The sequence below is a fragment of the Gloeotrichia echinulata CP02 genome (assembly GCA_038087035.1).
Lineage (GTDB): Bacteria > Cyanobacteriota > Cyanobacteriia > Cyanobacteriales > Nostocaceae > Gloeotrichia > Gloeotrichia echinulata.
On sequence record CP051187.1, the window covers coordinates 6,789,518 to 6,807,655 of the forward strand.

Below are 18,138 nucleotides of genomic sequence, written 5' to 3' on the forward strand. Positions count from 1 at the left end.
AGGCAGGTTGAAACTAACAAAAATATGTTAGCTGTGGGTGATAGTATCACAAAGAAGGCGATCGCGCTGATCAACGTTGCGGTTGTGCTTGAGGTAATCACCCACCCAGTTACAACCACGAAGCAGTAGATCATCAAGATCCAAATTCCATAAAATGATTGTGTTGTCATCACTCGCCGATGCCAAAGTTTTACCATCGGGACTAAAGCTGACACTTAATACTGCACCGCGATGTCCAGTCAGGGTTTTAATCAATTTACCCTCACGACTCCAGAGTTTAACTGTGCTATCCCAACTGGCGGCTGCTAGCATTTCTCCATTAGGACTGAAAGTCACAGCGTTGACGCTATCGCTGTAACCCTTTAACAATGTCTTTAACAATGTCCCATCCCTCCGCCACAGCTTGACGGTGTTATCCCAGCTGGCGGAAGCTAGCAGCTGGTCAGTTGGACTAAAGCTGACGCCTAACACCCAATTTTCATGGGGTGAAAAAGTTTTGATCAAAGTCCCATCCCGTCGCCACAGTTTGACTGTTTGGTCATCACTAGCAGAAGCTAAAATTTGACCATCGGGACTGAAACTAACGTTATTCACCCAACCTTGATGTCCCACCAAGGTTTTTAACAACTGACCATTACGTTTCCAGAGTTTTACTGTTTTATCTTTACTAGTTGAAGCTAAAATTTGACCATCAGGACTGAAATTGACACTCATGACACTATCGCTATGTCCGTCGAGGGTCTTGAGTAAAGTCCCATCACGCCCCCAAAGTTTTACAGTTTTGTCATAACTTGCCGATGCCAGCATTTCACCCTTGGGGTCAAAACTGACACTAGAAACTTTATCTGTGTGCCCCAGTAAAGTTTTGTAAAGTCGGGTTTCCACCTTGCCGTCCATATCATATCGTTGCCAGAGTTTGACGGTGCGATCGCGACTACCAGAAGCCAACATCTGACCATCGGGACTCCAGGCGACGCTAAAAATTCGATCCTTATGCCCCTGGAGGATCGGTAATGTTGAGGCATCTAGACGCCACAGTTTGACGCTTTTGTCATAACTGGCCGAAGCCAGCAGTTTGTTATCTGGGCTAAAAGCTACACTCGCAACAGCATCGCTATGTCCTTTGAAGGTATTGAGTAAGGAGCCGGTGGTACTCCAAAGGTTGATCGTGTTGTCATCACTTCCAGAAGCTAACTTTTCACCATCAGGACTGAAGCTTAGGCTCCAAACTGTCTTGCTATGCTGTGGTAGCACTTTTGTGGGACGAAAATCAATCCTGTTTTTACTACTATTGGGTTGGCGCTGCCAAAGTTTCACCGTTCTGTCTCTACCCCCAGACGCCAAGGTTTGACCGTTGGGGCTGAAAGCTACAGCGGTAACACCGCGTTGATGCCCATGTAAAGTGGTTACTAAGCTACCATCTCGCCGCCAAATTTTTACAGTTTTGTCTTCACTGGCTGAGGCTAAAAATTGACCATCAGGACTGAAAGTTACCCAGTTAACCCACCCTTGATGTCCCCTAAGTATTTTTACTAGGCTACCATCCTTGCGCCAGAGCTTGATAGTTGCATCCTTACTGCCAGTAGCCAGCAACTCGCCGTCAGGACTGAAATTGACGCTATAAACCCAGTCTCCATGTCCTTCTAGGGTTGTGTATGGCTGTGGATCAAAGATACCCGTAATCGGGTTCTTATGCCACATTTGCACGGTTTTGTCAAGACTGGCAGAGGCTAGGGTCTGACCATCGGGGCTGAAACTCAGGCTAGTTACACCATCAGTATGACCTTTGAGGGTTTGGATTAAGGTGCCGTCAGGACGCCACAGTTTCACCGTTTTATCTGTACTGCCTGATGCTATTAATTGACCATCAGGGCTAAAGGTGACACTCCAGACAATATCACGGTGTCCATCTAAGCGATTTAACTCCTTTACCCCATAAACTGCCTGTTGTAGGGCTGTTACCACCCGCATCCTCGTGTCTGATTGAACACCATCTGCCTGTTGAAGTCTTCGCCAAGCCCGCAAACTTTCCAGCAGGGCATCAAATTCTTTATTAGAAGCAAACAGAGCTTCACTTGTGGCAGTAATAGCACTAATTTTAAAGTTAGTTTCACTGCGTTCAGCTCTTTGAGTTTGGCGAAGAGCATCTCTTTTTTGTAGGTCGGCTTGCCACCATAATGTCGCTATGGTTCCGGCCATGACTGCCAGGGCTAAACCTACTAGACGTGCTTCTCGCAATCGCCGTTGCAAAACGACATTTAGATGCTCTTGAGATAGTTTTTGGGCCACTTCAGCTCTGCTTTTTTCAAATCTGACTTTTTCTAATTCGGCAACTATGCCATAATTATTTTTTTGGCGAATCGGTTCCACTAAATAATCGTGAACCAGTTGGTAGCGATCGCCCAATTCTTCTCGCTCTCGTAATACCAACCCTGAACCTACCAAAATTTCTAAAATTAATTCCCAATCGGCATCAAAATTCGATATTATTTCCTGGTTATTCCCCAGCGCTACTGCTAAATCAGCTTTTGTTTTTAGCGGCCGTGTGCCTTTTTCATCAGTTAATTCAAATAATAATTTCCAACTCCGTTCTTCATTCTCTTGACCACAATCTTTAATCACTTCCTCCAGCCACCGCTCTACGAGTTTTTCTGAGCCACCGCACAGCTTATATTGTTCGAGGGTGGTAATGTTTTCTGCTTGCAGTTGAGCGCCGACTATTTGTAATTCAATCGGATGTACTTCCTTTTGATCTTCTGCCAAATCATCTACTAATTGATTAATTAATGCATCACTTAATTCATCGTGTGAACGTTTAGTTAGGCTGTGGATTATTCCGCAGGCATCCTCAAGAGAAAATTTACCTAAATAGTAGCGAATATCTTTATCTAGAATGTTTTTATTAATCACCCCTAAATCATATAATCCATCGCTATGTTTTTTGCTTAAGCGCTCAAATTCTAATAAATAATGTAAATAGTCTTCTCTTAAGCAAAGGATTATTTTTACATAGGGAATATTTAAACATTCGCTAAAAAACTTATAAAATTCAATTTTTTGGGCAGGAGAACTACTGATAAAGAAAAATTCTTCAAATTGGTCAAATATCAGAATTATTGTGTGATTTCGTTCAGCCGCAAATCGAAATTTTTCGATAAGTATCGTGGGAGTAATGTCTATAGCTATCGATATTTCCGTCTGTGCAAGTGCCTGGTTGACACTGCGCCCCAAGGCTGTAACCCAACCAGTATAAATAGATAAAACTATCGGCAACGGGATGCGTTCACCAATTACTTTTCCCTTCAAAGCTGGAACTAACCCAGCTTTGAGAATGGAACTCTTGCCAACACCTGATGGTCCATGAATAACTGTAAGTTTATAGTCAGCACGGGTAATTCGTTCAATTAAACGATTGACATCTTGTTGCCGTCCAGATGCTGCTATTTCCTGGGCAACTTCCTCATGAATAAATGGTATTTTTTGTATGTCTAAGACCGGGTTAATTCTGTAACGTTGTGGCTGCAATTGACTTGCCCCAATGAAGGCACGAAAGCCATACTGATGTTCTATTTGAATTTTTTCTTGCTTGAGGCTAAAGGCTTCTGTATAGTCATGCCGATCACAAAAATAGAGCGATCGCAACTCTTCTAAAATCTCTAAATACAGTGAAGGCTCGTACTGTAGCTCACATACTACCCTCGCCCATTCCAGGTTATTAATCGCTTCTTCCCACTCACCTAAATGTCGCTGGGTACGTGCTAATAATAAAAGATATGAACTTTCCTGCTGTCGCGAAACTTCTGTTGCTAGTTCAGCAATAGAAAGTGCCATATTCGCTAATTCCTGAGCTAGTACCCAATTCGATTCAGAAGCCGCTACCGCTGCTAAAAAGCCATAATCTTGGGCTACTTGCGCTGGATTACCATAAGTTTCGTGCAATCGCAAGGACTTTTGGGCTAATTCTTCTAAGTCTTCCCAACCTTGTAAACGTTGTAGCATTTCACAAGCAGGGGAAATGAATTTGGCAACTAAGTCTTGCCTTTGTGCTGCTTCCAAGACCTCAAGGCATTTCCTAAACCACAAAAGTGCATCTTGCCAGTACCTGCTGTTCGCCCCTTGAGATAAATCCGCCATCCGCCGATAACACAACCCCAGGTGGAATATTACTACTGCTTGCCGCAGCAGTGGGGGGGATGGGAGCATCGGGGGGTTAGGAGAATATATTTCCAGATTCGCTACTAAACCGCTAAACCCACTCTTTGGTGAACCGACTTGCTGCCAAAGCACTAAACTTCTTTGATAATGAGCTAAAGCATCATTAATTTGATCGTTGGCGTATTCATCACGACCCAAAACAAATTCTAAACTTGCTTCTAATTCTGGTTCTAACTTGATATTATATAGCCGTAACAAATCATTACGGGCTGACTCAATTTCACGCCGGTGTTGGGACTGGGGAGCTAAATCAAGAGCAGCATTAGATAAAAACTTGTCAGCACCGGCTTCTATCACTTTGGCAAATAGAGAATCTGTTTCTTGCCGGATCAAAGCAATTAAATATTCTTGTGCCAGTTCAAATTTGATCGTGGTTGCAGCCCAGCTTTTAAAATCAGGTGCTAATCGCGAAAGCATTGAAGCCACGTCATCTTGTAACCATAACACCAGTGGAAAGGTAAAAGTTGCGGCGTAGATATCTCGTGCTTGGTTAATGCCAGTCAGTAAGTCTTCGAGGGCGATAATTGACTCTAGACCAAAAACCATCACAGCCGATGGTAAAGCATCTGTCATAACGGCAGGATGATCGAGAAATAGTTCTGTGACTATTGTGGTGTGTAAGGCCGTACTTGATGGCTGGAGAACTAGTTCTCGTAAATTTATGTCTTTGGTCAGCAAGCGGAGATTTTCCAACATTTTCCCGCGTAATTGCCCATAGTTGCACCGGACTAAAATCAGAGCAAATTGACCTTTGGAGAGCTTAATAGCCCGAATTAGCCTTTGCAGAGCCTGCTGATTGTCGTTGGCGATCGCTGCTGTGAATTGCCACTTTGTCATAACTCAAACCCAGGCTAGAAATAAATAAAAATTACACCTGAAAATTAAAAAGGTGTGGGAAGTCTTTTCAATTTTAATGTGTCATTGTTCAAATGTTGTGAAGATCAGCAGACATGTTGCTAAGAAAATTGGTAACTATCCTCAAAGTATCTAAACTGGAAATCAAAATTCTTTACTATAAATTCAAATTTCCAGAAATTATTGAAGTTTAAATTTTGATTAGCCTCAGACTCTGACCGTAATAGTACTCTGTCAAGATAAAAATGATGGACTGTAGTGCGGGCATCTTGCCCGCGTGAGCGAGACGCTCACACTACCAAAAATCCCTCAAAACAAAATTGACAGACTAATAGCTCGAAAATAGAGACCGGGAATTGGGGGTTGGGAACATTTCGACCCTTCGGCAAGCTCAGTGCATCACTGAGGACTATCCAAGAGATTTTCATGTTTGGTTGTTTTGGTTGTGGGATTTTCCCGTGATTAACTGATTTGAAAAAGTGCTTGATGCTTCCGCTGAAGTTCTACGTAAAAAATACTACCCCCCAGTCCCCAATCCCCAATCCCCAATCCCCAGCGATGCACTGAGCTTGCCGAAGTGTCCCCAGTTCATGAAGGCTACTTATTTTGCTGCCAAATGAGGACTTGTTCTGTTTCTGCTAATGCTGGACTGATACCAAACCAACGCCCTTGAGGATCACGGTATTCAAACAGATACATACTTCGTAGTAAGCTCTGGTAGTCAGACTCGCCTTTGACACTTTGCTGCTGCACTACTTCAAATAGTAATTTCCACTGATATTCATCAATAGCTAATAGCAAATCATCGCGGTAGTCTTTAATTACAGCTTCTAAGCAATCCCTGGCAAAAGGTGGATCTTGGCGTTGCAAGCAGCTATAAAGCAAGCCTAATAAGTTACGGATGTGACCACCACTGACACGACATATTCGATCTAAGGTTTCGGGCTGATCAAATAAATCTGTGATTAAAAACTGCCTCTCATTCCAGGGAATTTGTGGAAAAGCTCTGGCTAGCACTAGCTGGCGCAATAGTGACATTCCGGGTTCGTGATCGCTACCGTCTCTTTGACGCACTAGTACCATTGGCAAAACTTTGGGCGCAATCCCTCCGCCTAAGCGATTTTTGAGTGTCTCGTATTCATTAGAAAAAATTAGGGCTAGGGGAATTGTGTAAACTAAGTGGCATTTCAGTCGGCGTAACTGTTCGCCTCGGTCGATAAAAAGATATTCTGGTTGGGTACGCCCAGATGCTACAGGACGCATATCCACTCGATCTAAGTTATCTACAATGACTACCAAACCTTTTTGACCACGCTGCTTTAGCTGTTCGACCGCTTTTTCTAATATCTCTTCGTTAATCGCTTGCAAGATACTATTGGTACGTGGTTCTAGATATTGTCTGAGTTGATTACGGGTTTGAGCGCTATCTTTGGTTTTGGCAGTAATTTTCGCAATACCTAAAGACAATTCCGCTTGTCCTGATAATTCTATCGGGGTTTGCAAAAAGTCCCCAATTTCCTTAAACAAATTCGTAAAGTAACCCGGTTTCAGTTTGATGCCAATTCCTTCTAAACTCACACTGACTTGACGGGCTACACTCAGCAAAATATCGCTGACATCAATATCGGCCATGTCCAGGTCTTGACTGGATTCAAAATAAACTACATGAAATCCCGCTAATTCCAGTTCTGCCTTGAGGCGTTGTAATTCGGTGGATTTACCACAGCCAATATGACCCGTAAATAACTGGCAAGTTGGCTCATCTGGAGAAATCCGGCTGATAGTACGTTGCAATTCTTCCACAATTTTGCAACCACGTACATCAGCAAAATCTATGTAATACTGCCGATCCAGCACGTCACCCATATTCAGTGTGTAGCTAGGGTTACATGCTTTATAAAAACGTGACAAATTCAGTGTCGTTCTCATGTAAATGTAGATGTAGATGTAGATGCAGTTGTTGTTGGTCTGTTTATATAGAAACTTTCTCTACCAAAAGTCTCAGTCAATAATTCTCTCGCAATTTGGATGTTGCGTAGGAGATCACTAGCTGCGGAATACCTGTTAGTAACCAAAAGTACTATGGTAGAGATTAATTGTCCGTTATACGTTGAGCGTATCTGTCCTTTTTACACCTGCTATTGAGCTTTTGACAATGTATAGCTTTTACCTGATCTCGTCTAAACCTTTATGTCTTGGTTTTGATGTAAAAAAAAGCTACTAGATATTAGATTTTTTAGCCTGTATAGGGGTTTATTAACTAATAATTGTATTAATTCTAGCAACATACTTAGCTATTGGTTCATGCTTTGTTATCATTTTACGTCATTTATGTCAAGATACAATAGTATTATCAACTGGTTAAATTAATAGTTTTTGACATACTCCCCGCCCTAAAAGGGCGGAGATTCTGGAGTCAAACAGCAATTGCTGGCTCTTGCCAGTCTAACATCACCTAACCCAATGGTTGATGCCCCAACCATTTGAATATTTCTCGCGGCGTTTTCATCACGTCCATTAATTGATTGACAAGACGGACAACGCCACTGTCTTATGGATAAATCTAGATTTTCTAAAATATGCCCACAATGAGAACAAGTTTTACTAGATGGATACCATTGATCTATATAAACAAGTTGTTTGTTTTTCTTTTTAGTTACCCATGACAATATTTGGAGAAATTCTCCAAAAGCCACGTCTGATATTTTTCTACCCCAAAGACGTTGCATACCTTTGAGGTTTAGGGTTTCAAAACATAAAACATCAAACTTGTCTGTCAATTCATGAGCTAATTTCCAGAACCAATCACGTCGGCGGTTACAAACATTTTCATGTTGACGAACTAAATTTTTTCTAGCTCTTTCACGATTATTTGACCGTTTTACCTTTTTGGAGTGGTTCTTACTAGCTTTCTTAATAGCATTCAAAGATTGCTTGAGAAATTGTGGAGAATCAATTAAAGTTCCATCAGAGCAAGTTAGAAATGTCTTCAATCCGAAATCAAACCCCGCTATTTTACCAGTCGTTGATTTAATTTCTGGTTCTAACTCATTATTAACTACAATCACCATAAATAACTCACCTAGTGCAGTGCGTTTAATGGTTAATGTTTTGATTTTGCCCTCTACCTCTCTAGATTTCCAAAATTGATAAACTCGATTGGCAATTTTAATTCTATTCCCACTTAAGAGTTTATAACCTGCTTGTTTAAGAGTGAATGATTTGTATTTTTTAAACTTTTTAAAATTCGGTGGTCTGACTCCTTTCTTATTATGTTTAAAAAATAATTGGTAGGCTTTCTCTATGCGTTGACAGATATCTTGCACCGCTTGAGAACCTATTGATTGCCAAAATTGATGACGTTTTCTCAATTTGGCAATATGAGACTGGAGTTTTGCACAGTTTAAGTGTTTGCCCCACATGCGATAGTACCGTTTATGTAGAGCAATACAATGGTTATAGATTATCCCTGCGGCGTTGATCATGCGTTTCAGGTGTCTATTCCTTTTGTGTTCGTACAGCTTAAACTTTAGTGTAATCATGGCAATATTATATCAAAGTCGCCCTAGAAGGGCGAGGCTTTAAACCCATTTCTTTGGTAATTATCAGATAAAATTTTAACGGAATCACGGAAGTCCCCACCTTCAACGAAGTAAGGTGGGGATGGACAGTGGACGATGACGAAAACATCTTGAGCCGACATCAACCGCCTGGTTGATTAGAGATCGGGATGGTTGAGGAATCGTCAGTGTTTGTGAGACAATATTGATGGTTGTTGACCCACCCGAATGACTAAGAGGCCACCCTTGGGGTATAAAGTATGTACTCGGCAGAGATCGCTTAAGCTGAAAACCTAGCTGGTTGACCATTGTCGTAAATCCAAGGCGAGTAAGACGAAAAGTAATCAAACTGTCGATAGAAGGCGGATAGCTGCGCGGGTTCTCTCTTGAGAAGATAAAGGTAGAAATACCAGAGACGCTGTGTAAGACTTAGACCGGATTTGGTTCCGCTTCCTCAGTAATGAGTACGCCCAACAGAGCAACGGCGAACGAGACGCGAAACGATGATGGTTGTTTCTTTTGAAGCTCCGGCTTCAGCGGATCTTGCCGGAGTACTTCACATAACCTACTAAGCGAAGCGCGAGTCCTCCTCCCTTGCGTGTCTGTCTACGACGCGCTCCGCATTCGCGTAGCGTCCTGCACTTAACGTAGAGAGTCTTTTAGATTTGTTCGGTTCACAAGGGGTCTGCAAGCTACCGAAAGAACAATCCAAAATCGAAAATTTAAAATCTAAAATTGGCAGGGTCAATACAGTTTTGTATCAGTGCCATCACTGGAAAATATCAGCTTAAACTATACTGGCTTCACTTTGATTCGTCAATACCTTTGATGTAGCTTTATTCACAGGTAATAGATCTCAGCCCACAAAAAACAGGCTACACTCGATTCACAATCAACACAGCCAATTGTTAAATGCAAAATTAGTAGTGCCAAAATCCTAGTGTGCTTGCTCTAAACTGTCATTATCGCACGGTAAAATCAGGGTTTTTGCCGTCATTTGCGGGACAGTAGGGTTAATCAACAGTAACTGAAAAGCTAACAATTGCTACCAATTAATCACTTATGCTCCGACGCCAAGTCATCTGCTATGAGTAACTACTTTGGCATTTGGCTGTAAAATACAATCATGATACTAGGATTCAAGACACAACTGAAGGTAAACAAACAACAACGTCTACTGCTGGCACAACACGCAGGAGTAGCCAGACACGCGTGGAATCAAGGTTTAGCATTATGTCAACAGGTACTCATACATAATCGGACAAACCCTGATGAGAAAATTAAATTTCCTACAGCCATAGATTTACGGTTCTTGCGTACTTAGCGTGCTTAATTATTAATTAAAGTTTATAAATTTGCTTTAAAAGTAAGGCTTACAGGCGTTCATAATTTAATTTTTAGCAATATGATATAAAATACAGAAAATAATGGCTATTATCTTAGCTCTGCAAGGGTTTCAAGCTGATTATTTAATAAATTCAGCACGCTAAGTACGGAAGAGCCGCATTTGTTAGCTTTTTTGGATCGGACTATTGCCTTCTACCCAAAAAACGATCATCATCAGATTACGGATAAAATGGGTCAGACTCCCTATTCGTCATTGGTATCCTCATAGGGGTGGGAGTGTTAATAAAATTAAGTCACTTCGGACTGAAACCAGAAAGGGGTTTAAATGGCTGACATAGTATCAGTTTCCCGCATGGATTTAGCCCAGCGTCGGAAAAAATTACGACAGCAGCGGCAGATGAAAATTCTTCAAGCTATTTGGCGAACTGTTGCCATTAGTGGTTTGGCGGGTGGTTTGTTGTGGGTGGCTATCCAGCCCATGTGGGTGCTAAATGCTCCCAAACAAATTGTGATGAAATCAGGCAATCAATTACTGACACAAGAGGCGATCAAGTCACTGCTAGTGTTATCCTATCCCCAGTCATTATGGCGGATTGAACCGTCGGCGATCGCCAACTCTTTGAAGCAACAACCGACTATTGCTCAAGCAACCGTTAGTCGTCGCTTGTTTCCGCCTGGATTAATCATCGAAATTCAGGAACGAGTACCTGTAGCAATGGCTCAAATGAGCAAGGAGCGAAATCCTAGCAATAAACAAGTATCTACCGGCTTACTAGATGCAAGTGGGGTTTGGATGCCGTTAGAAAAATACACGTCACTTAATCCCACTGTCAAATTACCCACTCTCAAAGTTATTGGTTCCCCGGAACAATACCGACCCTACTGGACTAAACTTTATGAAGCTGTCAGTCAAAGTTCCGTAAAAGTCACCGAAATTGATTACCAAGATCCAACGAATGTAATTTTTAAAACAGAACTAGGGAATGTGCATCTTGGTGCTATGAGTTCCCAGTTGCCTCAACAAATCAAGGTACTCGCCCAATTGCGATATTTACCCACGAAACTAAATTCTAGTCAAATAGAGTACATTGATCTCAAAAATCCGCAAACTCCATTAGTACAAATGAACCAAAAAACCAAAAAATAAACTCCCGCAATCTTTAGAAATATCAGGCAATGTATCTCAAGCTCCAAGCGCATCCAGAAGTTTTATGCTGATAAATATATTTTTGACACTCTCCTGCCTTTAGGCGAGGAGATTCTTTAAAAGGAGATACCAGGAATGGCATTGCTCGTACCACAACTCCCAGAACCGTTTACCCGTATCCCGGTGTCATGCGATGCGCGGTGTCAATTGCGCCTACTCCCTCCAAGCAGTGCGTAAACTGCCCATTGGGTCTACTTATCGTATGCTTGTTACTCACTCACTTAATTGTCCTTGCTTGTGGGGGCTGGGACTGGAGTACAGAGTACCGAATTACCCATGTAGAGTAACAGCCTTTTAACCAGAACGTCCCGCCACTGGGAGTTTCACCCACCAATTAAGGACCTAGTGGCTGTGCTGATTATACCATGTAAAGCCGTCCTAGAAGGACGGGGTTTGGGACCCATTTTTCTGATGATTGTCAGTTTTTCCGTAACCCAGACAAAAGTCGGCGTTAACTTCTAATTAAAATGGGACAATGACTCAAAAAAGCTCCTTTGGAAGGAAATAATACTTAATTGTTACCCTGACATCTAGTGATGGGGTGCAAAATGTTAGACAATCTGATGATGGATGGCATCTGCAGCCCAAAAGGTCTTTTGTCTACCCTATCTTCGACTGAACCCAGAGTATAAAAGAGAAAATTTTGTTTTTCATGAAAATTTAACTCTTAATAAACACAGGGTACAGGTTACTCTTAACGGAATAGAAGGGAATGAGAAGTTTTTTCTATTCGTTGCTTGCGTGTAAAAGCGCTAGTTCAGAGGTTCACAAGGAGAAGAAACTAGTATAGACGCTCTCCGGGCGGCTTTCTAGGAGGTGGAGGGTTTGTGCCGCCACAACCTCTGTGTTGAGGTCACTGGTGTAGATTCGCGAAGAGTAACTTCCTGTAGAAACAACGGGTTTCGTTGTGATCAATTGTGCCTCGAAGATACTTCCAATGCTGGTCTGGCTCAGTTTCTGGGCGTAACGGGAAACGCGGCTACAATTTCTGTAAGGGCTGCTGTTGGCAGGTCGATGCTGACTTCAGGGTGCAGCTATCCTTATGGAGTTGTCAAGCATCTTGGGCACACCTGGTTTGTTAACGGCACTAATAAGGGTTCCTATAGGGTAAAATATTGCTCCAACCAAGTATCCTTTAAGGTACATTAAACGGCAAATAATTCAGGGTTTTCTATAAACTGACAGGCAACTTTTTCTTTGCGTCCAACTTCAGGATAGGTAAGTAGAAGGCTGATTTTTTGTCTTCAAAGTGCAATCATCCCCAATGGTAAAACCTATGAACCTTATGATTAAGGCAGACAAGACGCGCCACGGCGCGTCTTTACAAGTTATACTATCTGCTCATAATTTTGGGTATGGAGTGGCTTGTACAGGGATTACCGATCGACCATTACCGTCACAGTTGTCTTGGGACGCCAATGCTGAAACCAGAAAGAATTTTTCTTTTCAGCAATATTCCAGGGATTTATGTTTTAAACTATACGGAATTTCCACGGAATTTGTGGCGGTCAAGGAAAAAAAGTCAACACTGTTTAGTTGTAAAGTTAATGACAAATCTAAATTTTTAGTAGAGATAGGAGGACATTGGGAATGCCAAGGGGATGCCGAACTAAATTGGCAAGATGGAAATGAAGATATTAATCTCTGGTTGAAGTTATACAGATTTATTTTAGGTAAATGTCGGTATACTTCTCTAGAATTGGTTGTGCGATCAGCAGCGTTAACTCCTGATCACATGACGAACTTTCGCACTGGCAATCCTGTTAGGGTTGGAAGTAGTGAGAACAATAAAAAACAGTGCCATAGCTTGTGGCAGTGTCAAAATCAAGTTGGCTCTGAGGTGAATTACACCTGAAAAAGTCGTTTATCTACCCTTTCACAAATCCAATGACACTTGATAATAACCAAGGGCTTACCTATAAAAACTCCCAATCTGTCGGGCAACCAGGATTCTCACTGGCTGTTAACTCGACCAACCCTTTTAATAGCTCTGGGCTGAACTACGCCCAAAATCATGACGGGAAGAAGATTACTACTGACATTCACCGCATTGGCGAAATTGTTCCCGGTCGAGTCGCCAATATTAAAGTGATTGGTGTCGGTGGCGGCGGTGGCAATGCTGTTAACCGCATGATTGAGTCGGACGTTAGTGGCGTAGAATTTTGGTCAATTAACACCGATGCTCAAGCTCTGACCTTAGCTGGCGCACCTAGTCGATTGCAAATAGGACAGAAGTTGACGCGGGGTTTGGGTGCTGGTGGTAATCCGGCTATTGGTCAAAAGGCGGCTGAGGAATCACGGGACGAAATAGCCACAGCTTTAGAAGGTGCTGATTTAGTATTTATCACCGCTGGTATGGGGGGTGGCACAGGAACGGGTGCTGCGCCGATTGTCGCGGAGGTAGCTAAAGAAATGGGCGCTCTCACTGTTGGGGTGGTGACACGTCCATTTGTGTTTGAGGGACGCCGCCGTACTAGCCAAGCAGAGCAAGGCATTGAAGGATTAAAAAGTAGGGTAGATACGCTGATCATCATCCCCAATAACAAGTTGCTGGAAGTGATCCCCGAACAAACTCCTGTGCAAGAAGCTTTTCGTTATGCAGATGATGTACTACGTCAAGGGGTACAAGGTATTTCTGATATCATTACGATCCCTGGTTTGGTTAACGTTGACTTTGCTGATGTGCGAGCTGTGATGGCAGATGCAGGATCGGCCTTGATGGGCATCGGCGTGAGTTCTGGAAAATCTAGAGCTAGAGAAGCTGCGATCGCCGCTATTTCATCGCCCCTACTAGAATGTTCGATTGAAGGAGCTAGAGGCGTTGTATTTAATATTACTGGTGGTAGCGACCTGACGCTCCATGAGGTTAATGCTGCGGCTGAAACAATTTATGAAGTTGTTGATCCCAACGCCAATATTATTTTTGGAGCGGTGATTGATGACAGGCTCCAGGGTGAGGTAAGAATTACTGTCATTGCTACTGGGTTTACAGGTGAAGTGCAAACAGCACCACAACAAAACGTAGCTAATGCCAGAGTGGTAACACCACCTCCAAAACGACCCCTATCACAGCCACCAGCTGTTAATCCCCCAGCACCAATTCCCGAACCTCAACATAAACCTGTATTGGATATTCCTGATTTTCTGCAACGCCGGCGGACACCACCTAAATAATCTCCAGATTTCGGTTTTGAGATTTTAGATGATTTTCAAGTCTCGGATCAGGTTCAATGCTGTATACAATCTGCTAGTTCTAGGGTTTTACCTGAGGTAGGAGTCAGCTTGTGGTTATCCCCAAAGATCTCCATTGTTGATCACACTCCTCAAAGCTAACCACGAACAAAATTAATTTGGGCACGAGTCTACTGGCTTGGATGTCAGTGGCTTTGCTGGGAACAAAAAGCCTTAAAGGGATTGGGAAAGAAATATTTTCATCCCTTGGTTGTGTACGAAATACATCGATATCTCTCCTAAAAGCAGCAATACTTGACTGATTAGGAATGCCCTCTCTCGTTCTATATCTGTATCTTGCAGGTATATGCTTTGGTTCAGTTAATTTGCATAAATTCCGGGGCTAAAACCATTGTGATTACTCGATTTTGACTAAGTTGAATTTTGAATTTTGAATTTTGAATTGCTTATCTGTCCTTGGAGATTAACGCTTCCCTGACTCGGCTGGTCTTTGAACTCATAGCGATATTTCATCGCAGCAAGATGAATATCAGCATCATCTACTGCTGTCATTTCTAACTTGTCTGCCATTATCTAAGCTTGCCAAGATGCCAGAAAATTATATAGATAGATGTCGCCCAAACCTTTAATTAACAACTGGTTTTATCGCCTAGACTCACCACCGGCTTCTGGTAGGGTGTAAAGACACGATAAAAAGTAAATTATTTTTATTTTTGGGTTTTTAAAGTCTGTTCAAGCCATTGAATAACTTGATGACCAAGACTAATACTATCTAGTCGGTCGATTTCCCGAATTCCTGTGGGACTGGTGACGTTGACTTCGGTCAGGTAGCCGCCAATAACGTCAATACCCACAAAAATTAAGCCGTCTTGGCGTAATTTTTCAGCGATTTGGCTACAGGTTTCATACTCCCTTGGCGTAATTTCGGTTTGAGCGACAGTACCACCAGTGGCCATATTATTGCGAAAGTCGCTACCACTAGACAGGCGATTGAGGGCACCAATTGGTTCGCCATTCAGGAGGATAATCCGCTTGTCTCCCTCTTTTGCTGCTGGTAAATAGGTTTGTACCATGACTGGTATTCGGCCTTGGAAGGTACTGAGTTCGACAATCGAGTTGAAATTGCGATCGCCTGATTGTAAAAATAAAATCCCTTCTCCAGCTTTGTTACCCAGTGGTTTGAGAACCGTTGCCCCTTTTGCCGCCACAAATTGCCGGATAATCTCCTTATCAGCACTGACAATGGTTTCTGGAATCGCATTGGTAAACTGGAGGGCATACATTTTTTCGTTTGCCCCGCGAATACCACTAGGACTATTAATCACTAGGGTTTTGTTTTGGTCTATGTAATCCAGAATATAGGTCGCATAGAGATAGGAATCATTGACTGGTGGATCTGTCCGCATGAATACGGCATCCATTGTTTCCAAGGAAATTAAGGAGCTAGCGCCCAATTTATACCAAGGATTGGCCGCTTTCCACCGTCCCTCCACCAACTGAACTGGTACAAGTTCTACTTGCTGTACGATAGCCCAAGCTTTGCTGTCTACCACACACAGCAGGTTTGCCTGTGTCATCCAAATTTCATGACCCAATATTTGGGCTGCTTCCATCAGAGCAACACTGGTATCATGACATGGGTCAAGTTGATGGATGGGATCAATGATAAAAGCGAGTTTCACGGTTTTTGCCTCAATCACCAGGAAGGTTAATGATTATTCTCTTTAGATTATCTCCTGATGTTCTGACCGATTGACACTTGCTTTTATGGAAAAAATTACACAGCCTTAGACGCTAGTAGCTCATCAAGCTCGCCTTTAGTTTCTAAATCGTGGATATCATCACAACCCCCAATATGTTTATCATTGATGAAAATTTGTGGTACTGAACGGCGTCCATTTGCCCGTTGAGCCATTTTAGCTCGTGCTTCGTCATCTCCATCGATGCTGTATTCGATGAATTCCACCCCCTTGTTGTTCAGCAAACCTTTGGCACGGATGCAAAAAGGGCAAGTCCTCCAAGTGTAGATTTCTACTTTGGCAGTCATAAAGTCCTCTACTTGATTTAGTACTTCTTAATTTTAGAACCTTGGCACTGGCGATAGCCGCTTGATGCCTTTTTGCTCTCAACCTCAAAAGCGGCTAAGTAGATATGTCTAAAGGACTTCCAAATCAACAGTCAACCGTCATCAATAATTTTTTGACTCTAGACTTTTAACTATAGTTATGGATTTGTGACTCTAGCTAATATTTATTTGATTTGCATCTTACGAATTAATTATATTCAGCTTGGAATACTATTAACTTCAGAAATAACACTGAGATTAAATTAACATCCAAAAAAATATTCAGTATTTACCACTAAAAAATATGTAGTGAATATACGGTTGTATATGGCGGATAATTAACCATTTCCTGGTTTGATCAGAAGAAGCGGCGCTTTTTCGTCGGATATAGCTCGTCGAAATCAGCACCGCTATGTATTGATTTGATGAATTTTAGAGAAATGTATCTAATCTAGAAAGGGTCGATTCGGTGTCTTTCCGTATACATCTTAAACACGAGGCTTTTTCTTCAGGAGTCTGAGCGTACCCACAACAAATAAGCCTAAGCTGGAACTAATAATATTAGACTTATACTGCCAACCACCTTGCAAGTTAGCAACTGATACATCTGTAGGTTGTGTGGCAACAGTAGAATCCTTTGGGTAGACCTTGGAACCTATGCCTAGGCTTGCGCTCTGAAGATTTAAGGAGTTTGATGCTGAATTTGCTTATCGACGCACCCAGCCGTTGATGGTAAATCTACTATCACTAAAAGCTTTAAGAGGACAACTAACTGGTCGTACTTCGTGCATATAGCGGCTGAGGAAGAATACAATGCTGTTGTTGCGAGGTTCCACTGTTTTGAAAGTATCAGCACTTACATAAAAGTTATTGACAATCTTGCTATCGTAGATGACTAATTCACCACCTGAAAAAGGCTTGGGTTCTTGATAAAAGTAATAAACGTAGGTGAGTTCTCTTGTTGCTGTATCTCGGCTACCGTTATCGTTATGAATTTTGTAATAATTGCCATCATTGTGTGCAGTTAGTTGGCTTTCGATTTGAGATATGGTAAATGATGGTAGCCCTAATTTGCTCATTACATTAGGAATGGTCTCTAGAATTCTACTTAATATCAGTTCCTGAGATTCAGAAAAAGAGTAAAGAACGAAAGATTTACGATAATCAACATCGTTTGTAGAAGTGCTAGTTGGGATAAAATCCGATTCTTTTTCTAGAACGTATTGGATTAAGCGTTGATGTTGTTCTGGTTGGAGAAAATTATCTATTTGGATATAATAAGAAGGTATAATATCCTCAGCTTGAGGTTTTACTTCCTCAATTTGCTGTACCAAAATTGGTGGTTCTGTAACTATGCCAATAAGGTTTTCGCTAGCAAAACACAAAACAGAATGTCCTGCATTTATGGGAATTTGAAATAACCCATTACTAGTAGATTCTTGCTTGTAAGCACGAGCTACAATAATTTTCAATAGATTATGGAGTAAAGGTGCATCTGATTTTAAATAAACGGTGTATTCATGTCCTCCAGCTAGAAGAAGCTGAACTTTGACATCTTTGGATTCTAGTGGCTGCGGGGCTGATTGCATAAGTTTTAGCTCTCATAATTCATGACATGAACTAATACCAATTTGAAAAAAGAATGGGACAGATAGGGTAGGGGATCTAGGCCTTGCGCCCCTACAGATTATAGATGT

At 42.0% G+C, this 18,138-nt stretch carries 11 protein-coding genes; 4 read left to right on the forward strand and 7 right to left on the reverse strand.

Going from position 1 to position 18,138, the window contains the following annotated elements; genetic code table 11:
• Positions 1 to 27 precede the first annotated feature (27 nt).
• The 3 genes from HEQ19_30255 to HEQ19_30265 all read right to left on the reverse strand — a co-directional run bounded on the left by HEQ19_30255 (position 28) and on the right by HEQ19_30265 (position 8,612).
• Positions 28 to 5,052 (reverse strand): hypothetical protein, encoded by a 5,025-nt coding sequence (locus HEQ19_30255; GenBank protein WYM03122.1) that lies wholly within the window; start codon positions 5,050 to 5,052, stop codon positions 28 to 30.
• Between the two features lie 615 nt (positions 5,053 to 5,667).
• Entirely contained in the window at positions 5,668 to 6,999 is a 1,332-nt protein-coding gene (locus HEQ19_30260) for a P-loop NTPase fold protein (protein ID WYM03123.1), read from the reverse strand.
• A 464-nt stretch (positions 7,000 to 7,463) separates the two neighbouring features.
• Positions 7,464 to 8,612 (reverse strand): transposase, encoded by a 1,149-nt coding sequence (locus HEQ19_30265; GenBank protein WYM03124.1) that lies wholly within the window; start codon positions 8,610 to 8,612, stop codon positions 7,464 to 7,466.
• Between the two features lie 1,144 nt (positions 8,613 to 9,756).
• Between HEQ19_30265 and HEQ19_30270 the strand changes: the two genes are divergently transcribed.
• The 4 genes from HEQ19_30270 (at position 9,757) to ftsZ (ending at position 14,358) form a co-directional block, all read left to right on the forward strand.
• Positions 9,757 to 9,954: a helix-turn-helix domain-containing protein gene (locus HEQ19_30270; GenBank protein ID WZI67070.1), complete on the forward strand. Its 198-nt coding sequence runs from the start codon at positions 9,757 to 9,759 to the stop codon at positions 9,952 to 9,954.
• A 348-nt stretch (positions 9,955 to 10,302) separates the two neighbouring features.
• Complete coding sequence (locus HEQ19_30275; protein WYM03125.1) at positions 10,303 to 11,124, forward strand: FtsQ-type POTRA domain-containing protein; 822 nt, start codon at positions 10,303 to 10,305, stop codon at positions 11,122 to 11,124.
• Positions 11,125 to 12,460: 1,336 nt separating this feature from the next.
• On the forward strand, positions 12,461 to 13,039 hold the full coding sequence (locus tag HEQ19_31540) for a hypothetical protein (GenBank protein ID WZI67071.1): 579 nt from the start codon (positions 12,461 to 12,463) through the stop codon (positions 13,037 to 13,039).
• Positions 13,040 to 13,071: 32 nt separating this feature from the next.
• Complete coding sequence (gene ftsZ, locus HEQ19_30285) at positions 13,072 to 14,358, forward strand: cell division protein FtsZ (protein ID WYM03126.1); 1,287 nt, start codon at positions 13,072 to 13,074, stop codon at positions 14,356 to 14,358.
• 429 nt (positions 14,359 to 14,787) lie between these two features.
• Here the strand turns inward: ftsZ and HEQ19_30290 are convergent, their stop codons facing one another.
• The 4 genes from HEQ19_30290 to HEQ19_30305 form a co-directional block, all read right to left on the reverse strand.
• The gene (locus tag HEQ19_30290; protein WYM03127.1) at positions 14,788 to 14,946 is read right to left on the reverse strand and encodes a hypothetical protein; all 159 of its coding nucleotides are present in this window, start codon (positions 14,944 to 14,946) and stop codon (positions 14,788 to 14,790) included.
• Between the two features lie 137 nt (positions 14,947 to 15,083).
• Positions 15,084 to 16,058, reverse strand: a complete 975-nt coding sequence (gshB, locus tag HEQ19_30295) for a glutathione synthase (protein ID WYM03128.1) — start codon at positions 16,056 to 16,058, stop codon at positions 15,084 to 15,086.
• A gap of 95 nt (positions 16,059 to 16,153) precedes the next feature.
• A complete protein-coding gene (grxC, locus tag HEQ19_30300) occupies positions 16,154 to 16,423 on the reverse strand; it encodes a glutaredoxin 3 (GenBank protein WYM03129.1) in 270 nt (89 codons plus the stop codon).
• Positions 16,424 to 17,148: 725 nt separating this feature from the next.
• Positions 17,149 to 18,030, reverse strand: a complete 882-nt coding sequence (locus HEQ19_30305; protein ID WYM03130.1) for a 2OG-Fe(II) oxygenase — start codon at positions 18,028 to 18,030, stop codon at positions 17,149 to 17,151.
• Between the last annotated feature and the right edge of the window lie 108 nt (positions 18,031 to 18,138).

Bases quoted from the DNA above. Each gene is read 5' to 3' on its own strand.
- HEQ19_30255 (WYM03122.1), bottom strand. From the start codon at position 5,052: ATGACAAAGTGGCAATTCACAGCAGCGATCGCCAACGACAATCAGCAG.
- HEQ19_30260 (WYM03123.1), bottom strand. From the start codon at position 6,999: ATGAGAACGACACTGAATTTGTCACGTTTTTATAAAGCATGTAACCCT.
- HEQ19_30265 (WYM03124.1), bottom strand. From the start codon at position 8,612: ATGATTACACTAAAGTTTAAGCTGTACGAACACAAAAGGAATAGACAC.
- HEQ19_30270 (WZI67070.1), top strand. From the start codon at position 9,757: ATGATACTAGGATTCAAGACACAACTGAAGGTAAACAAACAACAACGT.
- HEQ19_30275 (WYM03125.1), top strand. From the start codon at position 10,303: ATGGCTGACATAGTATCAGTTTCCCGCATGGATTTAGCCCAGCGTCGG.
- HEQ19_31540 (WZI67071.1), top strand. From the start codon at position 12,461: ATGAACCTTATGATTAAGGCAGACAAGACGCGCCACGGCGCGTCTTTA.
- ftsZ (WYM03126.1), top strand. From the start codon at position 13,072: ATGACACTTGATAATAACCAAGGGCTTACCTATAAAAACTCCCAATCT.
- HEQ19_30290 (WYM03127.1), bottom strand. From the start codon at position 14,946: ATGGCAGACAAGTTAGAAATGACAGCAGTAGATGATGCTGATATTCAT.
- grxC (WYM03129.1), bottom strand. From the start codon at position 16,423: ATGACTGCCAAAGTAGAAATCTACACTTGGAGGACTTGCCCTTTTTGC.
- HEQ19_30305 (WYM03130.1), bottom strand. From the start codon at position 18,030: ATGCAATCAGCCCCGCAGCCACTAGAATCCAAAGATGTCAAAGTTCAG.